The sequence below is a fragment of the Lederbergia panacisoli genome (assembly GCF_024626525.1).
Lineage (GTDB): Bacteria > Bacillota > Bacilli > Bacillales > Bacillaceae_C > Lederbergia > Lederbergia panacisoli.
Window position 1 is genome coordinate 78,554 of the sequence record NZ_JANJGU010000004.1, and the last position, 20,405, is coordinate 98,958.

General features: G+C 37.0%; 20 protein-coding genes. 17 read left to right on the forward strand and 3 right to left on the reverse strand.

Annotated elements, in window-relative coordinates; genetic code table 11:
• From NQ185_RS07675 to NQ185_RS07700, 6 genes are read left to right on the forward strand one after another with little or no spacing between them, the layout of a single operon-like run.
• Nucleotides 1–870 carry a carbohydrate ABC transporter permease gene (locus NQ185_RS07675; RefSeq protein WP_257581055.1) on the forward strand — a complete coding sequence of 290 codons (870 nt, stop codon included), beginning with the start codon at nucleotides 1–3 and terminating at the stop codon, nucleotides 868–870.
• 15 nt (nucleotides 871–885) lie between these two features.
• Nucleotides 886–2,346, forward strand: coding sequence for an NHL repeat-containing protein (locus NQ185_RS07680; protein ID WP_257581056.1), 1,461 nt, complete (start codon nucleotides 886–888; stop codon nucleotides 2,344–2,346).
• On the forward strand, nucleotides 2,330–2,956 hold the full coding sequence (locus NQ185_RS07685; protein ID WP_257581057.1) for a YIP1 family protein: 627 nt from the start codon (nucleotides 2,330–2,332) through the stop codon (nucleotides 2,954–2,956). Before NQ185_RS07680 ends, NQ185_RS07685 begins: the two co-directional genes overlap by 17 nt.
• A gap of 15 nt (nucleotides 2,957–2,971) precedes the next feature.
• Nucleotides 2,972–5,566 (forward strand): DUF5696 domain-containing protein, encoded by a 2,595-nt coding sequence (locus NQ185_RS07690; RefSeq protein ID WP_257581058.1) that lies wholly within the window; start codon nucleotides 2,972–2,974, stop codon nucleotides 5,564–5,566.
• Between the two features lie 3 nt (nucleotides 5,567–5,569).
• Nucleotides 5,570–6,472: a carbohydrate ABC transporter permease gene (locus NQ185_RS07695; protein ID WP_257581059.1), complete on the forward strand. Its 903-nt coding sequence runs from the start codon at nucleotides 5,570–5,572 to the stop codon at nucleotides 6,470–6,472.
• Between the two features lie 16 nt (nucleotides 6,473–6,488).
• Entirely contained in the window at nucleotides 6,489–7,502 is a 1,014-nt protein-coding gene (locus NQ185_RS07700; protein ID WP_257581060.1) for a carbohydrate ABC transporter permease, read from the forward strand.
• Between the two features lie 47 nt (nucleotides 7,503–7,549).
• On the opposite strand, the gene NQ185_RS07705 is transcribed toward NQ185_RS07700, so the two are convergent.
• Together NQ185_RS07705 and NQ185_RS07710 are read right to left on the reverse strand one after the other, a co-directional pair.
• Nucleotides 7,550–8,152 carry a YesL family protein gene (locus NQ185_RS07705; protein WP_257581061.1) on the reverse strand — a complete coding sequence of 201 codons (603 nt, stop codon included), beginning with the start codon at nucleotides 8,150–8,152 and terminating at the stop codon, nucleotides 7,550–7,552.
• Nucleotides 8,153–8,166: 14 nt separating this feature from the next.
• On the reverse strand, nucleotides 8,167–9,015 hold the full coding sequence (locus NQ185_RS07710) for an AraC family transcriptional regulator (protein WP_257581062.1): 849 nt from the start codon (nucleotides 9,013–9,015) through the stop codon (nucleotides 8,167–8,169).
• Nucleotides 9,016–9,258: 243 nt separating this feature from the next.
• On the opposite strand from NQ185_RS07710, the gene NQ185_RS07715 reads away from it, so the two are divergent.
• The 6 genes from NQ185_RS07715 to NQ185_RS07740 all read left to right on the forward strand — a co-directional run bounded on the left by NQ185_RS07715 (nucleotide 9,259) and on the right by NQ185_RS07740 (nucleotide 15,632).
• The gene (locus tag NQ185_RS07715; RefSeq protein ID WP_257581063.1) at nucleotides 9,259–10,203 is read left to right on the forward strand and encodes an aldo/keto reductase family protein; all 945 of its coding nucleotides are present in this window, start codon (nucleotides 9,259–9,261) and stop codon (nucleotides 10,201–10,203) included.
• Between the two features lie 133 nt (nucleotides 10,204–10,336).
• Nucleotides 10,337–11,092 (forward strand): sugar phosphate isomerase/epimerase family protein, encoded by a 756-nt coding sequence (locus NQ185_RS07720; RefSeq protein ID WP_257581064.1) that lies wholly within the window; start codon nucleotides 10,337–10,339, stop codon nucleotides 11,090–11,092.
• A gap of 12 nt (nucleotides 11,093–11,104) precedes the next feature.
• Nucleotides 11,105–12,268, forward strand: a complete 1,164-nt coding sequence (locus tag NQ185_RS07725; RefSeq protein WP_257581065.1) for a Gfo/Idh/MocA family protein — start codon at nucleotides 11,105–11,107, stop codon at nucleotides 12,266–12,268.
• 80 nt (nucleotides 12,269–12,348) lie between these two features.
• Nucleotides 12,349–13,695, forward strand: coding sequence for an MATE family efflux transporter (locus NQ185_RS07730; RefSeq protein ID WP_257581066.1), 1,347 nt, complete (start codon nucleotides 12,349–12,351; stop codon nucleotides 13,693–13,695).
• Nucleotides 13,696–13,713: 18 nt separating this feature from the next.
• Nucleotides 13,714–14,310, forward strand: a complete 597-nt coding sequence (locus tag NQ185_RS07735) for a VanZ family protein (protein WP_257581067.1) — start codon at nucleotides 13,714–13,716, stop codon at nucleotides 14,308–14,310.
• A 95-nt stretch (nucleotides 14,311–14,405) separates the two neighbouring features.
• A complete protein-coding gene (locus NQ185_RS07740; protein ID WP_257581068.1) occupies nucleotides 14,406–15,632 on the forward strand; it encodes a S1C family serine protease in 1,227 nt (408 codons plus the stop codon).
• Between the two features lie 85 nt (nucleotides 15,633–15,717).
• Here the strand turns inward: NQ185_RS07740 and NQ185_RS07745 are convergent, their stop codons facing one another.
• Nucleotides 15,718–16,089 (reverse strand): hypothetical protein, encoded by a 372-nt coding sequence (locus NQ185_RS07745; protein ID WP_257581069.1) that lies wholly within the window; start codon nucleotides 16,087–16,089, stop codon nucleotides 15,718–15,720.
• A 120-nt stretch (nucleotides 16,090–16,209) separates the two neighbouring features.
• Between NQ185_RS07745 and NQ185_RS07750 the strand changes: the two genes are divergently transcribed.
• From NQ185_RS07750 to NQ185_RS07770, 5 genes are all read left to right on the forward strand, one after another.
• On the forward strand, nucleotides 16,210–16,905 hold the full coding sequence (locus NQ185_RS07750) for a response regulator transcription factor (RefSeq protein WP_257581070.1): 696 nt from the start codon (nucleotides 16,210–16,212) through the stop codon (nucleotides 16,903–16,905).
• Between the two features lie 2 nt (nucleotides 16,906–16,907).
• Entirely contained in the window at nucleotides 16,908–18,311 is a 1,404-nt protein-coding gene (locus tag NQ185_RS07755; protein ID WP_257581071.1) for a sensor histidine kinase, read from the forward strand.
• A 116-nt stretch (nucleotides 18,312–18,427) separates the two neighbouring features.
• Nucleotides 18,428–19,315 carry a foldase protein PrsA gene (locus NQ185_RS07760; RefSeq protein WP_257581072.1) on the forward strand — a complete coding sequence of 296 codons (888 nt, stop codon included), beginning with the start codon at nucleotides 18,428–18,430 and terminating at the stop codon, nucleotides 19,313–19,315.
• Nucleotides 19,316–19,399: 84 nt separating this feature from the next.
• Nucleotides 19,400–19,579 carry a hypothetical protein gene (locus NQ185_RS07765; RefSeq protein WP_257581073.1) on the forward strand — a complete coding sequence of 60 codons (180 nt, stop codon included), beginning with the start codon at nucleotides 19,400–19,402 and terminating at the stop codon, nucleotides 19,577–19,579.
• Nucleotides 19,580–19,597: 18 nt separating this feature from the next.
• Nucleotides 19,598–20,335 carry a hypothetical protein gene (locus tag NQ185_RS07770; protein ID WP_257581074.1) on the forward strand — a complete coding sequence of 246 codons (738 nt, stop codon included), beginning with the start codon at nucleotides 19,598–19,600 and terminating at the stop codon, nucleotides 20,333–20,335.
• The last annotated feature ends 70 nt before the right edge of the window (nucleotides 20,336–20,405 follow it).

A 20,405-nucleotide genomic window follows, 5' to 3' on the forward strand; every position in this document is an offset into this window, starting at 1 on the left:
ATGGAATTTGCATTACCGCGAAGAAGAAAAAAGAAGCTGAATCGCTCTTGGTACGGCACATTCTTTCTCTTCCTATTCCTAGGTTTATTCGGGGCATTTATGGCTTTGCCTTTAATCTACACTATAAATAATGCCTTTAAACCCTTGGATGAAATCTTTTTATTCCCACCTAGGTTTTTTGTTAGAAATCCGACCATCAATAACTTCATAGATTTATTTAATTTAATGGCGGATTCCTGGGTTCCATTTACTAGATATGTGTTTAATACTTTTTTTATCACGATAGTGGGTACAGCTGGCCATATCATTTTTGCAGCTGCAGCAGCGTATCCTCTTGCGAAACACAAATTTCCAGGTTCCAATTTTATTTTTAATATCGTTATTTTGTCTTTGATGTTTTCACCACATGTTACGGCTATTCCTAACTATATAACGATGGCTACTCTAGGGTGGGTGGATACATATTGGTCCATTATTGTTCCATCATTTGCCTTTTCACTAGGACTTTACTTAATGAAACAGTTTATGGAACAGATTCCTGATACATTGCTAGAAGCCGCTAGAATTGATGGTGCAAGCGAGTATCGAATCTTTTGGACAATCGTGATGCCGATGGTGAAGCCAGCTTGGCTAACGTTAATGATTTTGCTTTTTCAACAATTATGGGGTACAGATGGTGGAAACTTTATTTATAGTGAAGAATTGAAAACGATGCACTATGCGATGGGTCAGATCATTCAAGGAGGAATTGCCCGTGCAGGTGCAGCAGCGGCAGTGGCATTGTTTCTAATGTCAGTCCCTATTACAGTCTTTTTGTTCTCACAATCCAGTATTATTCAGACGATGTCTTCTTCTGGAATGAAGGACTAGGGGGGAGGAAGAGAGATGAAGTTTTATTCTAAAACGATTTGTTTACTAATATCTATATTGATCTTTACATCGTTCTTAGCACCTTTTACCTCCGCGGAAGCGCCTTATGAAGGATACAATTATTCTTATTGGAAAAAGTCAGTGCCATCTGCGATTCCATACTTGCCAGACATAGTAGTTGACGGAAGGGACACGGCATACGGATTGCTCAATGCACCGGATGACATGTATGTAAGGAACGAAAAAATTTATATTTTGGATACAGGAAACGATCGAGTTGTCATTCTTGATAAAAACTTTGAGTTTGTAAAAGAAATTAAAGGTTTCCAAAATAATGGAAGTAAAGATCAATTTGATAAGCCACAGGGTATTTTTGTTACTGAGGAAGAGCATATTTATGTGGCGGATACCGGAAACCGGAGAATAATTCAGTTAACAGGAACAGGAGACTTTATCCGAGAAATTGGTGCGCCTGAATCTGATGTTATTCGTAAAGGGTTCGAATACCATCCGGTTAAAATCGCTGTTGATAAAGCACAGCGAATATACGTCATTGGCCGAGGCATTTATGACGGTATTATTGAATTTGACCCTGACGGTGTGTTTACAGGATATACGGGAGCCAACAAGGTTAAATTTAAGCCAATCGACTATTTTTGGAGAATAATAGCGACAAAAGAGCAAAGAGCCAAAATGGCCTTATTTTTACCAATTGAATTTAACAATCTTGATCTTGATGAGGATGGCTTTATCTATACAACAAACTCTGAAAAAAATACAACGACCCCTTTGCAGCGGCTTAATCCAACTGGGACAGATGTAATCCGTAAAGAAGGCTACCACCCTATAGTAGGGGATATTGAATTTCCTTTTAGAGGAGAGATGGCAGGAGGATCTACGTTTATTGATGTAAACGTAAATGAATATGGCATGTACAGCGGCCTTGATTTAAAAAGAGGAAGAGTCTTCACTTACGATGAGGATGGTAATTTATTATACATTTTCGGAAAAATTGGCGATCAAGTCGGTACATTTAAAACCCCTTCGGCCATTGAAAGATTGGGTGAAGATATTATTATTCTTGACAAGGGTTTTAATAATTTAGTTGTTTTTAAACCTACTGAGTTTGGTCGCAATGTGAACGAAGCTGTTAGAAATTATCATCTTGGCGATGACAAAGAATCTGCGGAGTATTGGGAAAAGGTTCTACGATTAGATGCAAACTACGAGGTAGCGTATGTAGGAATAGGAAAGGCACGTCTTATGGAAGGCAAGAACAAAGAAGCAATGGCGTATTTCAAAAATGGAAATAGCAAGAAATATTATTCCAAAGCATTTAAACGATACAGACAGGAAGTGCTTAGGGATTATTTTGGATTAATTATGAGTGCTATCGTACTTATTCCTTTCTTATACATGGGATACAAGATGTATAGAGGCTTCAGAAGAAGGAGGGCGAATGCGGTTGTGGAATGAATTAATTAAATATCCTTTTTATGTAATTATTCATCCTTTTAGAGGTTTCTGGGATGTTAAGTATGAAGGAAAAGGGAAACTGCAAATAGCTTTATCCATCCTTTTACTGTTAACGATTGTCATCACTTTAAAAAGGCAGTTTACAGGGTTCATAGTAAATTTCAGCAACCCAAATCAGCTGAATAGCATCGATGAATTAATCTTCATTGTTCTCCCATTCTTTCTATTCTGTATTGCTAACTGGGCTATTACTACGTTGATGGATGGAGAAGGAAAGTTTATTGAGATTATTACAGTTACAGCTTATGCCCTTTTGCCGATGGTGGTCATTTACGCAGCAACTACTATCATTAGTAATTTCATAACGTTCGAAGAAGCACCGCTATTCTTTTTATTGGAATCAATCGCGATGTTTTGGTTCCTTGGTTTGTTATTTGTAGGGATTATGACAGTCCACCAATATTCCGTCAGTAAAACAATTGCCACTTTTATCATTACCGGAATTGTGATGGGAGTAATGATTTTCCTAGGATTGCTTTTTTTCAGCCTACTTCAGCAATTAATTACATTCGTAGAAACGATCTATAAAGAAATAATTTATCGGCTTTAGAAGGGAGGTAAAGAAATGTCCCGGAAAATAAAAATACTAAGCGTCATATGTATATTGTTCATGTTGATCGGTATGAATTCGACTGTTCCGAAAGGTTACGCGAATACAGATGAGTCAACTGATAATGGAAGTGTGGACACATCAGAAGAAACAACAGATGATGGCTCTAATGAAAATGCGAATGAACCCGCAGCAGTAGTAGCCGTCAAGGGATCTACCATAGAAGATATGAAAATGGCAGCTTCCTCTGAATCACTTGAGCTTTACTTTAATGAAGAGAATGCTGATTTTGCCATTAAAGAAAAGCAGAATGGAAAGGTTTGGTATTCTAATCCAGTTGATCGGGAAAATGACTCACTTGCCGCACCTGAAAATAAAGGGTTGCTTAGTGCCCAAGTTGTCTTGAACTATTTCAACCCAAATGGGCAGACAACGAGATTTGATAGTTATAGAGACAGTGTAATGAAAGAACAGTTCGAATTCGAAAAGATAGAAAATGGAATTAAAATCATTTATACAATGGGGAACGCGGAAAAGGGAATAGAACAAATTCCAAAAAGGATGAGCAAAGAAAGATTTCACACCTTAATTCTCGATAAAATTAAGGACGAAAAGGCAAAAAAGGATTTCCAAAAGCGATTTAAATTTATTGAAAAAGAGGACGTTTATGAACGAAGAGACGGCGCCTTCTCTAAGGTAGCATTAAAGCGCGCTGTAGAATTGTTCGCGGAAGTTGGCTACACAGAGGAAGATTTAGCTCAAGATAATGCAGAGCATGGGGAAGAGGCTGGGGAGGCTCAAAACTTTCCAATGTTCGTCGTCCCATTGCTTGTACAGCTCGACGGCGATAATGTAATTGTAAATGTTAAAGGCAGTGAAATTGATTTTAATGAACAATTTCCAATTAATACAATTCACATTCTACCTTTTTTCGGAGCAGCCAATCAAGATGAAGACGGCTATATTTTTATACCGGATGGATCTGGATCATTAATTGAGCTTAATAATGGAAAAAGCCATTATCAACCATACTCAGCCCGTGTATACGGAAAAGATGCTGCAGTAATCGAAAAAACGGATCATCTGACAAGTGAAAAAATCCAACTCCCTGTCTTTGGTATGAAACAAGGAGAACATGCCTTTTTTAGTATCATTGAAGAAGGGGATGGAGTGGCTACAATTGAAGCCGATGTCTCCGGACGTTTAAATTCGTATAACTCAGTTTATAGCGCCTTCGTTATAAAAAATTCAGGGGAGATTACTCTTGCAGGAGGAAGTCGATCTAATACAACATTTGTTTTTCAAAAAGGTGAGTTTAAAGAAAATATTACTATCCGGTATGCTTTTTTAGAAGGTGATCAAGCGAATTATGCCGGAATGGCAAGCTATTACCAAAAATACTTAGTCGATAAGTATCACCTTGAGCCATTGGAACAAGAAGATAACATCCCTTTTTATCTTGATTTGACGGGCTCTATATGGAAAAGAAAAACAATCTTAGGGATTCCGTATAAATCGTTGGAACCACTTACAACATTTGAAGAAGGGAAAAAGATTGTCAATGAGCTGATTGACGCTAATATAAACAATTTAAAGGTACGATATACAGGTTGGTTTAATGAAGGAGTCAATCATAAAATACCAACAAGCATTCATGTCGACAGCAAAATTGGCGGAAAAAAAGGACTGAAAGCATTTTCTGAATTTCTTTCGGAAAATGACATCGATTTTTACCCGGATGTAGCTTTTACGAATGTATATCGCAATACAATTACATTCAGTCCTTCAAGGGATGCATCAAGGTATATCACTAAAAAGGTTGCACAAGTTTATCCAACCAACATAGCGACATACCGACAAAATATTACGAATCGTACACCTTATTATTTATTGTCACCTGCAAAATTACCAAACTATATAGACCAATTTTCAAAGGACTATGAAAAATATAATATTAACGGTTTATCACTTCGGGATTTAGGAAATAGTTTACATTCTGATTATCGGGAGAAAAAAGTGATTGACCGAGAGCATTCGAAGAAGATTGTGGAAGAGCAATTTAGTAAATTAAAAGGGAAGTTTTCTGATTTATTGACTTTTGGTGGGAATGCCCCTGTTCTTCCATATACAAAATCAATTCTCGAGGCCCCTCTTTCCAGCAGCAACTTCAATATTACAGATAAAAGTGTTCCGTTTTATCAGATGGTCATCCACGGATATATCGATTATTCCGGTAAACCCGTAAATTTAAATGATGACCAATATGTGAAACAGCAAATATTGAAAGCATTGGAGACAGGCTCGAACGTATACTTTAGCTGGTTTTACAAAGACCCTGCTATCGTTAAGGAATCAGAATTTAATCATTTAATTTCCGCCAATTATCACTTATGGATGGATGAATCGATCGATATGTACAACGAAGTAAATGCGGTTTTAAAAAACGTACGCAATAAGCCGATTACTTCGCACAAAGAGCTTGCAGAGGGTGTCTATGAAACGACTTATGATCATGATTACTCCATCGTCGTTAATTACAACGAAGAGGCAGTAACTGTAGATAATAAAGTCATTGAGCCTGAAAGCTACATTATTGGACAGGGGGAATAAACGATGTTTCCTAAACTAAAGAAATTGTCCCTTGAACAAAGAAAGGGGTTATGGGGCTGGGCGTTTATCTCGCCTTGGCTGCTCGGCTTTATACTATTGTTTGCTGTCCCATTACTCCAATCCCTTCGCTATAGCTTTAGTGAATTAACGCTTTCGCCGACTGGGATTCATCTAGAATTTTTAGGCTTTACGAATTACGAAGAGGCTTTGACGAAAAATGTGGATTTTAACAAGACATTGATCGAAGTTGTCGTCAATATGGTTGTAAATGTTCCTTTGATTGTTATCTTTAGCTTATTTGTTGCTACGATACTAAATCAGAAATTTCGCGGCCGAATGATGGCAAGAGCCATTTTCTTTTTACCGGTTATCCTTGCATCAGGAGTCATCGCAAGTATTGAGAGCGGGGACTTTTTGCAAAGTGCCATGATAGGTGCAGGCGGAGAAGAAGAGCAGGCGGGGACGGGACTTAAAAGCTTTGAACTTCAAAAGCTACTTCTTGAAGCGGGCTTAAACGTTCATATTGTCACTTATTTAACAGGTGCAGTTAATAGGATTTATGAAATTGTGAGTGCGTCGGGTGTTCAAATTATCATTTTTCTTGCTGGACTGCAATCGATTTCTCCCCAGCTCTATGAAGTGGCGAAAATTGAAGGTGCAACAAGCTATGAATCTTTTTGGAAGATTACGCTTCCAATGATTAGCCCGCTTATTTTGACAAATGTTATTTACAGTGTCATTGACTCATTTACAGATAATAAAATGACTACGCTATTGAGAGAAGTGGCCTTTAAGAACTTTGACTACGGTTTAAGCGGCGCCATGTCGTGGCTTTACTTTCTCGTCATCTCAGTCATCTTATTAATCAGTACCTTCTTTATAACGAGAAAAGTATTCTACCAATAGTGTGAGGAGGGAAGAAATGCAGCGAACGATACTTGAAAAAAAGTTAATTGCTATGAAAAATGTAAAAGCGAGGAACAAGGAAAGGCATGCTTTCATTCCTTTTGAAAAGCTTAAAAGTTTTGTCTGGACTTTAGTTAGATCGGTGTTGATTATCGGATTATCTTTTGTTATTTTATATCCGATCATTTTAAAGGTTTCTATTGCCTTTAAACATAAGTCGGATATATATGATCCGACTGTGATGTATATCCCTCGCAACTTTACGTTGGAAAACTTTAAATACGTAATGGAAACGATGAATTATTTTAAAGTAGTCTGGAATTCATTTGTGCTTTCCGGCAGTACAATGCTGTTAACTACGATTTCGTGTGCACTTGTAGGATATGGATTTGCACGTTTTAAATTTAGAGGTAGCAATATTCTTTTTGCGCTTGTTATATTGACGATCCTCGTCCCGCCACAAACCATCATGGTACCGACCTATTTACAATATCGAAACTTTGATGTGTTTGGCTTAATTGGATTGTTTAATGGCGGGCAAGGAATCAAATTGATTGGAACGTACTGGCCATTCATTATTTCTTCCATAACGGGGATGGGATTAAAAGCGGGTTTATTCATCTTTATTTTTAGGCAATTTTTCAAAGGGATTCCTAGAGAAATTGAGGAAGCGGCGCTTGTGGACGGAGCGGGCGTTTTCAAGATATTTTTCCGTATTATGTTGCCGAACGCCATTCCTGCCATGATTACAGTTATGCTCTTTTCATTTGTATGGCAATGGAATGATACGTATTTTACAACGATGTTCTTAGAGAGTGCGAGTGTAATATCTTCCCAGGTGCAAATCGCCGGCGCTACACTAGCTTCGAAGCTAACGGCTGCTTCAGGCTCGGGACAAATAGATCCATTTTATCTTTCAATGCTTGTGAATACGAGTGTTTTACTAGCGATAACGCCACTCATCGTCTTATACATGTTCGTCCAAAGGCATTTTGTAGAGAGTGTTGAGAGAACGGGGATTGTAGGATAAAAGTAAAAAAGAAAGAGGCTTCCAACTTAAACTGGATGCCTCTTTCTTTATGTTGCTTGCCGAGCAACCGTTTTATTAAATTGTCGATAACATAATAGATGGATAGTATAGGCCGTTACACTAAACGCTATAATTGAAAAGATCGGAATAAGGAATAGCAATAATCCTATCGCGGCAATGAATAATATTGAAAGTAAGGTAGTTGGAAAGTACATAAAAGAATAAAAAAGTGCATTTTTTAGTATTGTTTTAAGTGGTAATTCAAAATGAACCATAATCGGAAATAGATAAATAGAAATGAATAGCTGAATGAAACCAATCATTAGCAATAACGAAAAAACAAGAACGCGCATAAAGGTGCTCAGTTCGTCTATAAACAAAAAATCAAGAAAAATAATACCTACACAAATAATAAAAATGAATCCAATTGAAAAGCTTTGTTGAAAATATTGCTTAAAGTATGTCGTGAAAGAAGAAAATAAATTTCTATTTTTTCCTATCTTCCAATCTCTTATAATGGCAAACATGGCTGTTGTCGACGGAAAAATCGTCACGATTGGAAGTGAAAATAAAATCCAGAGTATATTAAGTAAAAAGAAATTAGAGATTGTTTCCATTACATCGAAAAACCAAGAATTTAATACTCTCATGTTGATCTCCCGTACTATATATTTTCTGCAATATGATTATAAGCAGCAATGCGATAATGTTTTGGAGAAATTCCTTTGTACTTTTTAAACATTTTTGAAAAAAGAAGAGGGTCTTCATAACCCACTGATTTTGCAATATCTCCAATAGATAGTTCGCTATTATGTAGAAAAGAACAGGCCTTGTTCATACGAAAGTGAATTAAATATTCCTGAATGCTAAATTTTAAATATTCGTTAAATAATGAAGAGAGATAGCTGCGATCGAGACCTATGTATTCGGCAATCATGGCTACGGTAATTTTATTTTTATAATTTTTTTCTATAAATGTAATGACTTTATTTACATATTCTTCTTTTTTAATTTGCTTTTTAATGATCTTTTGTTTAGGATACTTTTCAACAAGTGCTGATAAAAGTAAGTATAATAAACCGTGGATTCTAAGTTCGCTTTTGTTAGTTGTCGAATGGTTGCTTATCGTAGATAACAATTGCTGGAAGTGCATTTCTTCTGGATCGTATATAAATATGGGAGATTTCGCAGAAACACTCGTTTCATTGAGGATATGTTCAGCAAGAATCCCATTGAAGCCAACCCAACAATATTTCAAAGACTTGGAGTAATCTGCTTTATAGTGGGCAAATATATTTGGATCAATGAGAAAGCCTTGACCTTTTTTAATAGTAAATGATATATTTCCTATTTCTAATATACCTTCACCATCTAAAACATAGTTAATTAAATAGTAATCTCGTAATTTAGAACTGTAAGAGTGATTAGGATACAAATGTTGCATTCCATAATTATACAACAATAAATCTTTGTTCAAAAAGTTATTTTGTACGTTAATTATGATTTGGGCCATAAACTTCACTCCTTAATGTAAACGCTTTAATTAAAATTATAGCATATAATTCTTACAATTTTTACACATTTTGAGAATTATATAGTTAGAATGTAAGAGTGGAATAAAATATAAATATTAGTTAGTTTTAAGTGAGATAATCGATACTGAAAGCTTGACACTTACTATTAAATACAGGATTATAAAAGTGTGAATCACAGTAAAAATTGTGAATGATTTTTACAATGAAAGGGAGATGTCTAGATGAATTATCGCAGACTTGGAAGATCCGGTTTGAAAGTTAGTGAAATTAGCTTAGGCAGCTGGCTGACATACGGTAAGTCAGTAGAAGACAATACTGCTGAAAAGACTATACATAAAGCATATGAATTAGGAATCAACTTTTTCGATTCTGCAAACGTTTACGAGCGCGGGCAAGGCGAAATTGTCATGGCTAAAGCATTGAAGGAATTCGCCCGTGAGTCATATGTCATTACGACAAAAGCTTTCTGGCCAATGGGTGATGGTCCGAATGATAGAGGTTTATCTCGAAAGCACGTTTTTGAACAACTGCACAATAGCTTAAAGCGTATGGAATTGGATTATGTTGATATATTTTATTGCCATCGCTATGATCCAGAAACTCCAGTGGATGAAACATTGAGAGTCATTGATGACTTGATTCGTCAAGGCAAGATTCTTTATGCAGGTGTAAGCGAATGGACGGCAGCGCAAATTGAAGAAGCAGTTGGAATCGCTGATAAGTATTTATTAGATAGAATCGTTGTTAACCAGCCTCAATATAATATGTTGCATCGGTATATTGAAGATGAGGTCATTCCTGTATCTACTAAATACGGAATCTCTCAAGTTGTATTCTCTCCTCTTGCACAAGGTGTGTTAACTGGAAAATACTTAACTGGCAATATTCCGGAAAATAGTCGTGCAGCTAATGATGATATTAATATGTTTGTAAAAGGCCTCTTAAACGAGGATGTGCAAAGGAAAGTAGCTCAATTAGATACATTAGCGAAAGAGTTGGATACAACTTTACCTGCTCTTGCAATTGCTTGGATTTTGCGTCAGCCAAATGTAGCGAGTGCATTAGTTGGTGCAAGTCGTCCTGAGCAAATTGAAGCAAATGTAAAAGGGGCAAGCTTGCAGTTATCAAGTGAAGTAATTAATAGAATCGAAGAAATTTTAGCTTAAAAATTGGAGGATGTTCCAGAGTGTTTTTGGTCGGTCCTCTCCACACCATGTACAGAATAATGGTAGGAGATGGTTTTTCCCACCTTTCTTTGGAGCATCCTTATTTTACATAAAAAATAGAGGAGTGGATTAAATGGAACAAAAATTTGCAGCTCAGCTATATACGGTGCGTGAGGAATTAGCAAAAGGAATTAAACCTGTTTTTCATGAATTGAAAAAAATGGGCTGGGCGGGTGTTCAGATTTCTGCACTTCCAGAAGGACATGATCCACATGAAATCGCAGCTGTTTTAAAGGAGACTGGTCTAGGAACTGCGGGAATGCATATTTCACTCGACCGACTTGAAAACGATTTAGAAAATGTCGTAAAAGAGGCCGATCTGTATGGCACAAAAGACATTGTTTGCCCATATCTCCCAAAGGAATATTGGAATCAAGAAGGCTATAAGAAAGTAAAGATGAGCTTAAATGCCATTGCTAAAAAAGTTCCTGAATATCGCATTAGCTATCATAACCACGCCTTTGAATTTGAAACGGAAATTGATGGCATGTCTGCTCTTGAGTATATATTGAAGCCTTCAGATGCTAATTTAATTTTAGCTGAAGTAGATGTGTACTGGGTGAAAAAAGGCGGACGTGACCCACTTTCCTTTATCCAACCATACGCCAATAGAATGCCAATTATCCATTTAAAAGATATGTCAAATGACGAAAACGAAGTGTTTGCAGAAGTAGGCACAGGAAAAATTGATTTCATTCCAATTTTACAATGGGGCGAAAAATCAGGTGTCGAATGGTATGCAGTTGAGCAAGATGTTTGCCCGGGGAACCCGATGGATAGCTTGAAAATCAGCCTAGAGAATTTATTGAAATTAAAAGAACAAGTATAAGGGGGCGTGCGCATGGATCAAGTAAGAATCGGCGTTATCGGTATGGGGAATATGGGATCAAGTCATGCTAAAAATATTTTTGATGGGCATGTAAAAGGGGCCATCTTAACTGCGATTTGTGATGAGAGACCCGATCGCATCCAATGGGCTGAGGGCGTGTTCGGCGACCGGGTTCAGAGGTTTAGCTCCTATGATGAGTTTTTTGCCAATCCCAATATAGATGGAGTTATCATAGCTACACCACATTATGATCATCCTCTTCTTGCCATTAAGGCTTTTGAACGTGGCTTGCATGTTTTGAGTGAAAAACCAGCTGGAGTTTACACTAAAAATGTAAGGGAAATGAACGAGGCTGCTAAAAAAAGTGGGAAAGTGTTCAGCATGATGTTTAACCAAAGGACTAATCCGCTTTATCAGAAAGTGAGAGAGCTAATATCATCTGGGGAGCTTGGAGAGATCAAACGGACAAATTGGATTATTACAAATTGGTACCGTTCGCAAAGTTATTATGATTCCGGCGGCTGGCGCGCAACATGGGCAGGTGAAGGCGGCGGCGTTATGATTAACCAATCTCCGCATCAGCTTGATCTTTGGCAGTGGACAACGGGCTTGATGCCTAAGCGTGTTCGTGCATTCAGCGGCTTCGGGAAATACCATGACATTGAAGTAGAAGATGATGTTACAGCTTACGTAGAATATGAAAATGGCGCTACTGGGGTGTTCATTACTTCTACTGGTGAGGCGCCTGGTACAAATCGATTTGAAATTGCGGGCGACCGTGGAAAACTAGTTGTTGAAGATAATAAACTGACCTTTTCACGACTAAGACAATCGGAACGTGAATTTAATCGCATGTACAAAGGTGGATTTGGCGAACCCGAGTGCTGGAATATTGACATTCCTATCCATGGAAGGACAGCAGATCATCTTGGTATTATGAATAATTGGGTAGATGCCATTTTAAATGGTGCGGAACTTCTTGCCCCAGGTGAAGAAGGCATCAAGAGTTTAGCAATCTCGAATGCTGTGTATTTATCAAGCTGGATGGATGACTGGGTCGATATGCCAATTGACGAAGATCTTTTTTACGAAAAACTGCAAGAAAAAATAAAACAGTCGACCTTTAATAAAGCAGCCGCAAAGGATCTCACTTTAGATGTAAGTGGAACTCATTAATGAAAAGATAAAATCCGGATGAGATGAAACGTCTCTCCGGATTTTATGTATAGGTATGGATGAAAGGGGAGCTGTGTTGATTGAAACAACAGAATTTTACAACTGGAAGTATATGGAGGCAACTCATTACATTTTCGGCTCCAATCATGGTAACAAACCTTCTGCAAATCTCGTATCAGTTTATTGATAGCTTATGGGTTGGTAATTTACTAGGTGCTGATGCACTTGGAGCTGTAGCGGTATCTAGTACTGTCATTTTTACAGTATTATCTTTTATTATTGGCATCAATAATGCTACTTTGACGGTATTGTCACAATTAAAGGGAAAAGATGATCCTGAAGGATTACGAAGCTATGTGAATGCCTTTACGGTGATTCTTGGGATGATGGCGATTTTTTTGGGTGTAGTCGGTTTTGTCTTTGCTGAAAGCATTTTGAAAATTCTTGGTACGCCTGGCACCATGCTGGCGGATGCATCAAGCTATTTGAAAATTAACTTTTTAGGGATACTTTTTTTATTTGGCTATAATTTTATCGCAACGGTATTTCGTGCACTGGGCAACAGTAAGACGCCACTGCGATTTGTCATGATTGCCGTTGTTTTAAATGCAGTTTTGGATCCAATATTTATTTACGTCTTTAATTGGGGCATACAAGGAGCTGCCTATGCAACAATTGTTGCTCAAGGTTTCGCCTTTATATATGGTTTATTTATCAGCTTACATTACAAACTAATTCCATTTTCATTGCCTTCCATTCCTAGAAAGGAAGAGATTTCTCTTATATTAGGGCAAGGAATTCCATCAGGGTTGCAAATGATGGTGATTTCTGCGGGTTCTGCTGCCATTATGAGTGTCGTTACAGAATATGGCAGTGATACGGTAGCTGGATTTGGAGCGGCGCAACGTCTCGAAAGCATCATTATGCTGCCAGCCTCTGCACTAGGCACCGCCGTAAATAGTATGGCTGGGCAAAACATTGCAGCTGGAAAATGGAGTCGAGTCCACAAAATCACATTATATGCGACACTATTGAATCTAGGAGCCATGCTTGTTGCTTCTACATCCATCTTCATTCTAGCTAGTGTAGGAATTCGATTATTCATTTCAGAGACGGAAGCCGTAAAGTTTGGGACCGATTATATTAAACTAGTTGCCTTTTTCTTCCCGTTTTTAGGATTCAACTTTGTTTGGAATGGGGTTGTAAGGGCTTCAGGCGCAGCGGTTCAAGTACTCGTGTTGAACATAATATCCTTTTGGCTGCTTCGCTATCCATTAACCTTCTTGTTTTCTGATATTTTTGGTGAGAATGGAATTGCGCTCGGAATGGGAGTAAGCTTTTTCATAAGCAGCTTCTTTGCGTTTGGATACTATCAGTTTGGGAAGTGGCGGAAGAAGGATCTGTTTGAAGAAAGAGAAAACAATTAGTGAACAAGGTGAAAAGATATGAGTTTAATCAAAATGTACATCATAAACATGCTTGGATATATGATTGTGGCCCTGCCATTCTACTTTATTGGTCGAATGATTTTATTAAAGAGGAAGAAAAAGCGAGTTGAGCTGCGGCGTGAATTGATACTTGCTTTATTCGTTTTATACATAATTGGACTGGCTTCACAAACGATTATTCCCAGGTGGGAAGTTGGGATCATGGGTGATACCGGAAAGTTTTATTTTGATGTTTATTTTTTCAACAATACCGCCCACGTAAATCTGATACCCTTTTACACCATCAGTCAATATTTCACAACGAATGCAAATGTGGATAATTGGGGTGGCTTGTCGCTAGTGAATATCGCTGGAAATATGTTTGTGTTTTCGCCGATTGGAATTTTTGTTCCTATCCTTTGGAGTAGGCTGCAATCCTTTCCGAAAATCTTAATCTTAGGTTTAGGTGTGACTTGTTTTATTGAGTTAATTCAATTATTCATTGGACGCAGCACAGATATTGATGATGTCATTTTAAATGCAATAGGCGTCATGATTGGATATGGAATATATGCTTTGTTAAAAATTCCTTACTATAAAGTTGCATATCGTTAATGATTATTTATTTTCTAGTAAACAATCGTTCATAATTTGTTAATAACTCCTGGATATGATGGAAACAAGTAATCAATCGTTAGGAGGAAAGAACGATGACAGAAATGAATAATCAAGATCAGGAAGTTACAAATACAACAGAAAGAGCAAAACCTTACCTTAAACCTAAAAAAACAGGATTAAAAAGATTTTTTTCAACAGTGGGTGCTGGTATAATTGGATCAGTTTTAACACTGACCGTTGTAACGTATACTCCATTTTTGCAAGATGACAATACAACAAACAAAAGTGATATACCAACATCTACTGTGCAAACAGAAAATGATAATTCATACTCAGTACAGAAAGTATCTGCTAGTACGAAATCACTTGCCGATATGGTGGAAAGCACGTCGAAGGCCATTGTCGGGGTGGTTAATTTTCAAAATAAAAGTAGTCAATTTTCTCCGATTGAGGAAAGTGTTGAGGCGGGCTCTGGTTCCGGTGTGATCTTTAGGAAAGAGGGAAATGATGCTTACATCGTGACGAATAACCATGTAATCGATGGGGCTGAAAAAGTTGAAGTTTCTTTTTATGATGGTGAAAAGACAACTGCGAAACTCGTCGGAGCAGATGCATTAACCGATCTGGCTGTTTTAAAAGTGGAAGGAAAATATGCCGACACTGTACTAAAGTTCGGTAATTCTGATGCATTGAGAGCTGGTGATCAAGTAGTTGCGATTGGAAATCCACTAGGCCTTGATTTTTCACGAACCGTGACCCAAGGGATTGTCAGTGCAGTTAATCGAACTGTTAATGTAAAAACATCAGCAGGTGAATGGGATTTAAATGCAATCCAGACGGATGCAGCCATTAACCCAGGAAATAGCGGCGGTGCGCTTATAAATTCTGAAGGTGAACTCATTGGGATTAACAGCTTAAAAATCTCTGAAAGTGGAGTGGAAGGACTTGGATTTGCGATTCCAATTAATGATGCGATTCCAATTATCGATGAAATCATAAAAACCGGTAAGATTGAACGTCCATATATGGGGGTTAGCTTGGCAGACTTAGATCAAGTTCCACAGCAATATTTGCGTGCTGTGCCGTTAAGTGTTGAAGATGGGGTCATGGTGGCAGCAGTTGAACCAAATTCCGCAGCCGAAAAAGCAGGCCTTGAGTCAAAGGATGTCATCGTTTCCGTTAATAAAAATAAAGTTAAAAATTCAGGGGAGCTGCGCAGATATTTATACACAAAGCTAAAAGTCGGGGACAAAGTTTCATTGGAAATTTATCGAGATGGAAAATTAAAAACGATCGATATTACCCTGGCAAGTAAATAAAACGGAAAAACAAAGATATGCACAAATAGGTAAATTAAAACGCGCAAGTGAATCCACTTGCGTTTCCTGTTTTTGGTTAAGGCATTTAGCCTCTAAGTTTTACCATTATACTATCTAGTTCAGTATCATGCCTACCAGTTTTGGAACTTAAATAGTCAATGTTTACTTTAACGCCTTTAATTTCATTGGAAACAATCTCAAAAACATTGCGATGTTCATCTAATTTATTATTGGTGTATTTAAAATTACTCCTAAGTTCTGATGAAAGATGATCAACTTTTGTTTCTATTCTTTCTTGGCCTTCTTTTAAAACTGTTACATCTGTTTTTAAAACCGAAACGTCTTGTTTTAAAACCGACACATCGCCTTTTATGTCTGTTATATCTTGTTTTAGGTCGGTTATATCCGTTTTTAAGTCTTTAATCTCATTTAGAATTAGTTTTAAGGTTTCTTCCATCCCATTCAACTCCATTCTATATTTAATATAGTATAACATATAGAAGTTTCCTTTGTTCTTGCTAAAAAATACATTTCGTTTTAACTTAAAAGAAAGACCCCTTAAGGTGGTGTAGCCCGGATGAAGATATTAGTAATCGAAGACAATGAAAGTGTTGCTTCGATGATTGAAATGTTTTTTGCAAAAGAAAATATCAATGGTGTATTCGTGACGGATGGTTTAGAAGGCTACAAGCGTGCCCAGGAAGAAGAATGGGATTGTTTAATTATTGATTGGATGCTGCCGAATATGGATGGTGTCACAATTTGCCGCAAAATTAGGCAGGAAAATAAATCGGTTCCGATTATAATGCTCACTGCTAAAGACAGTGAATCTGATCAAGTGCTCGGCCTTGAAATGGGAGCTGATGATTATGTGACGAAGCCTTTCAGCCCATTGGCACTTATGGCAAGAATTAAGGCGGTGTCGAGAAGATACCATTCGCTAAAGGATCAGAGGGTAGAAGCGGATATTATCGAAACGACCCATTTTAAAATTAATAAAAATACAAGAGAAGTGTTTCTTGACGATGTGGCTATAACGAATCTGACTCCAAAAGAATTTGATCTACTGTTTCACTTTGTTCAACACCCAAGGCAAGTTTTTTCACGGGAACAACTGCTTGAAAAAGTATGGGGGTATCAATTTTACGGTGATGACCGCACGGTAGATGTCCATATTAAGCGCCTGCGCAATAAAATTGATAATGATGATTATTCTTTTTTTCAAACGGTATGGGGTATTGGATACAAATTTGAAGAAGGAAGTAATACTTAAACATGAAAGTCAAATATTTATACCAGCAGATAGCAAGTCATGTAAGTGTCATCATCATTGCTTTCCTAATATTAAGCCTTCTCTTTTCTCATTTTGTGAAAAATTTCGTTTATGAAAATAAAATCGATGAACTAACCTCGTACGGTCAAAATATATTACGGGATTTGGAAAGAAATCGAGGGAATTCTCAGCCAATCCTTTCAGAGTACGGACGCGTACTAGCAGGACGCGACATACAATACAGCCTGTTTGATCAACGCTCTGCCATCATTTACTCAATAGGAAGAACACCCATTGTGGAATTGAAGGATGAAGAATGGAACCAAATTAAACAAGGTTACACGGTGGTCGTTAAACAAGACTTTAAACGATTGGAAGAGGGAGTTACATTCGTATTGCTTCCGTATATTCATAATAACCAATTCGTTGGAGGCATTTTGTTAGCCTCTCCCATAAAAGGTTCAAGGCAAGTTATTTCAAAAATTAATGAGTTCTTAGTTTATACAGTACTGATCGCTGCAGTCGTAGCTTTCATGCTAAGTTGGATTTTATCGGCGTTTCATGTGAAAAGAATTAAAAGACTACAAGAAGCAACTTCGCTTGTCGCGGGTGGAGATTATTCCGTTCGCATACCTTCATCGGACTTTGATGAAATCGGCGAGCTCTCAAGAGATTTTAATAAAATGGTGAAGAAATTAAATATTTCAATGGAAGAGATTGAAAGTCTTGAGAATCGCAGGCGACAGTTTATGGCTGATGTTTCACATGAATTGAGGACGCCGCTTACTACAATCAGCGGCGTCATTGAAGGGATTAGGAATGATATGATTCCAGAGTCTGAAAAAGAAAAAGGAATGCAGCTCGCTAGCAATGAAACAAAAAGACTAATCCGTCTTGTAAATGAAAATCTTGATTATGAAAAAATTCGCTCCAATCAAATCACGCTTAATAAACAAAACATCCAATTAAAAGAAATGCTCGAAATCATTAAAGAACAATTAGACATTTTAGCCGAAGAAAAACATAATGAAATCGTTGTTGAAGCGGATGAAGATACTGTTGTTCATGCGGACTATGATAGGCTTACACAGATATTAATCAATATTATAAAAAACAGCATCCAATTCACTGAGAATGGAATTATTTCAATGAGAGGCAGAACAGAGTCTGATCAAACGGTGATAGAAATAGAAGATAATGGCATCGGTATTGATCCAGAGGAAATAGAGAAGATTTGGGGGCGGTTTTACAAGGCGATGCTTTCAAGAACCACCAATCCTTACGGCGAGTTTGGTCTGGGATTATCCATCGTGAAACAGTTAGTAAACTTGCATAATGGTGAAATAGAAGTGACCAGTGAAAAAGAAAAAGGAACAAAGTTTATATTGAAATTTCCGTTAAAATAGAAAAAAATAAAAGTAGGGGTTTCTCTTTTCTTCATATTGATTTAAAATCTTGTTAATACTTTGTTCATATTTTCTAGATATTCTATTTTTATTGAGGTTTTGGAGGGGGAAAAAAGATGGAGAAAAAATCAAGTAAGAAATTCACTATTAGTGTGATTCTATTAATTGTAATAGGACTAGGCGCTATTTTTGCTGCAGCTTTTTCAAAAAGGGAAATTGTTGCGAATATAGGCGGCGAAAAAATCACTCAAGCTGAATTGAATGATGTACTCGTAAAGCAGTATGGAGAAAAAACCCTTAATTCAATGATTGAGAAAAAGGTTATTGAATTGGAAGCTAAAAAGGAAAAGGTTTCGATTTCCGACAAGGATAAAGAAAAGGAAATGGATACTTATGTTGAACAATATGGAGGCAAGGATGCGTTTGAAGCAGCCCTTCAGCAAAGTGGAATCACGAAAAAAGATATTGAACAAGAAGTGATTCAATATTTATCCATTAAAAAAATGCTCGAACCAAAAATTAAAATAACAGAAGATGAAATGAAAGATTACTTTAAAGAAAATAAAGACTCTTTTGATGAAAAAGAACAAGTACAAGCTAGTCATATTTTAGTTGAAGATGAAAAGAAAGCTGAAGAAGTAGAAAAGAAGATTAAAGAAGGCAAAGATTTTGCAGAGCTAGCAAAAGAATATTCCACTGATACTGGCAGTGCGGCTAATGGCGGAGATTTGGGATATTTCGCTAAAGGAAAAATGGTAAAAGAATTTGAAGATAAGGCATTTTCTATGAAGATCGGCGATATTAGTGAACCAGTTAAAACTGAACATGGTTACCATATTATCAAGCTTACAGGCAAAAAAGCGGCGAAAGAAGCAAAATATGAAGACCATAAAGACGAAATCAATGATACCTTGTTTAACCAGAAGCTTCAAAGTGATTATCCTACTTGGCTTGAAGGAATTAAAGCAAAATACGATATTAAAAATAATTTAAAAGTTTCTTAAAAGGAAGCATATGCTTTCGAAAATACGCCTGATACGTTAAACAAGGTATCAGGTTTTTTTAATTGAAGTTAATCGGAGGGACGAATGCAGGAACGAAATTTACGAAATCTCCAATTTGGTTCTAGTATTAAGCAAGTAGGAGAACGAATTGTAACAAATACCCAATTTCATTCTCAACCCCCGATCCATTATTTCTATAAATTTTCCATTCCTAAACATTTTGTGAAAAATATCGGGCATGCTAAAAAATGTGCGATTGATTAATGAAGGAGGAATGGCGCTATGAAAATGAAGGGTTTAGCTTATATATTTTCTGTTGCACTTTTCTTAGGAATAGTATCGACAGGAACGGTATATGCAGAAGATGGAAGTCATGTACACAAAAAAATTGGGAACTTTCATCATAAAGGTGAATTTACCCATGACCTTGAGTTGTTAAAACAAAAAGCGAATGAAATGGGAATATCAACTGAGGGTAAAGATGCGCAAACTCTTCATAAGGAATTGAAGGAAGCATACATCAAAAAACATGCTGAAGCGCTTGGAATCAATACAGAAGGCAAAGATATGGAAACTCTAAAGAAAGAAATCCGCCATGTATGGACAAAGAAGATTGCCAAAGAGTGGGGCATTGATACAAAAGGCAAAGATGATAAAACCATTATGAAGGAAGTAAAAGAGGCAAAGCTCAAAAAAGAAGCAGAAGAATTTGGTATTTCCACAAAAGGAAAAGACTTTAAACAAGTCAAAAGGGAAATTTATGAGGCAAAAGTTTTAAAATATGCAAAGGAAATGGGCATCTCTACTGAAGGCAAAGATATTAACCAATTAGGTAAAGAAGTCCATGATAAAATGATTTACAATGCCGCGGAAAAGTTAGGCGTTAATACAGAAGGGAAAACACCGAAAGAGATCTTCCACGAAATCATGATCAATCATGGCGAAAAAGCAAGAGAAATGAAACTATTCCCTTTTAAAGAAGAAAAGATTTATTTCTTTAGAGAACATCACGGAGAATAAAGAGAAAGGAGCTTTCTAACGGGAGCTCCTTTTATGTTGGAATGTAAAGCGCACTAACCCTAACATATAC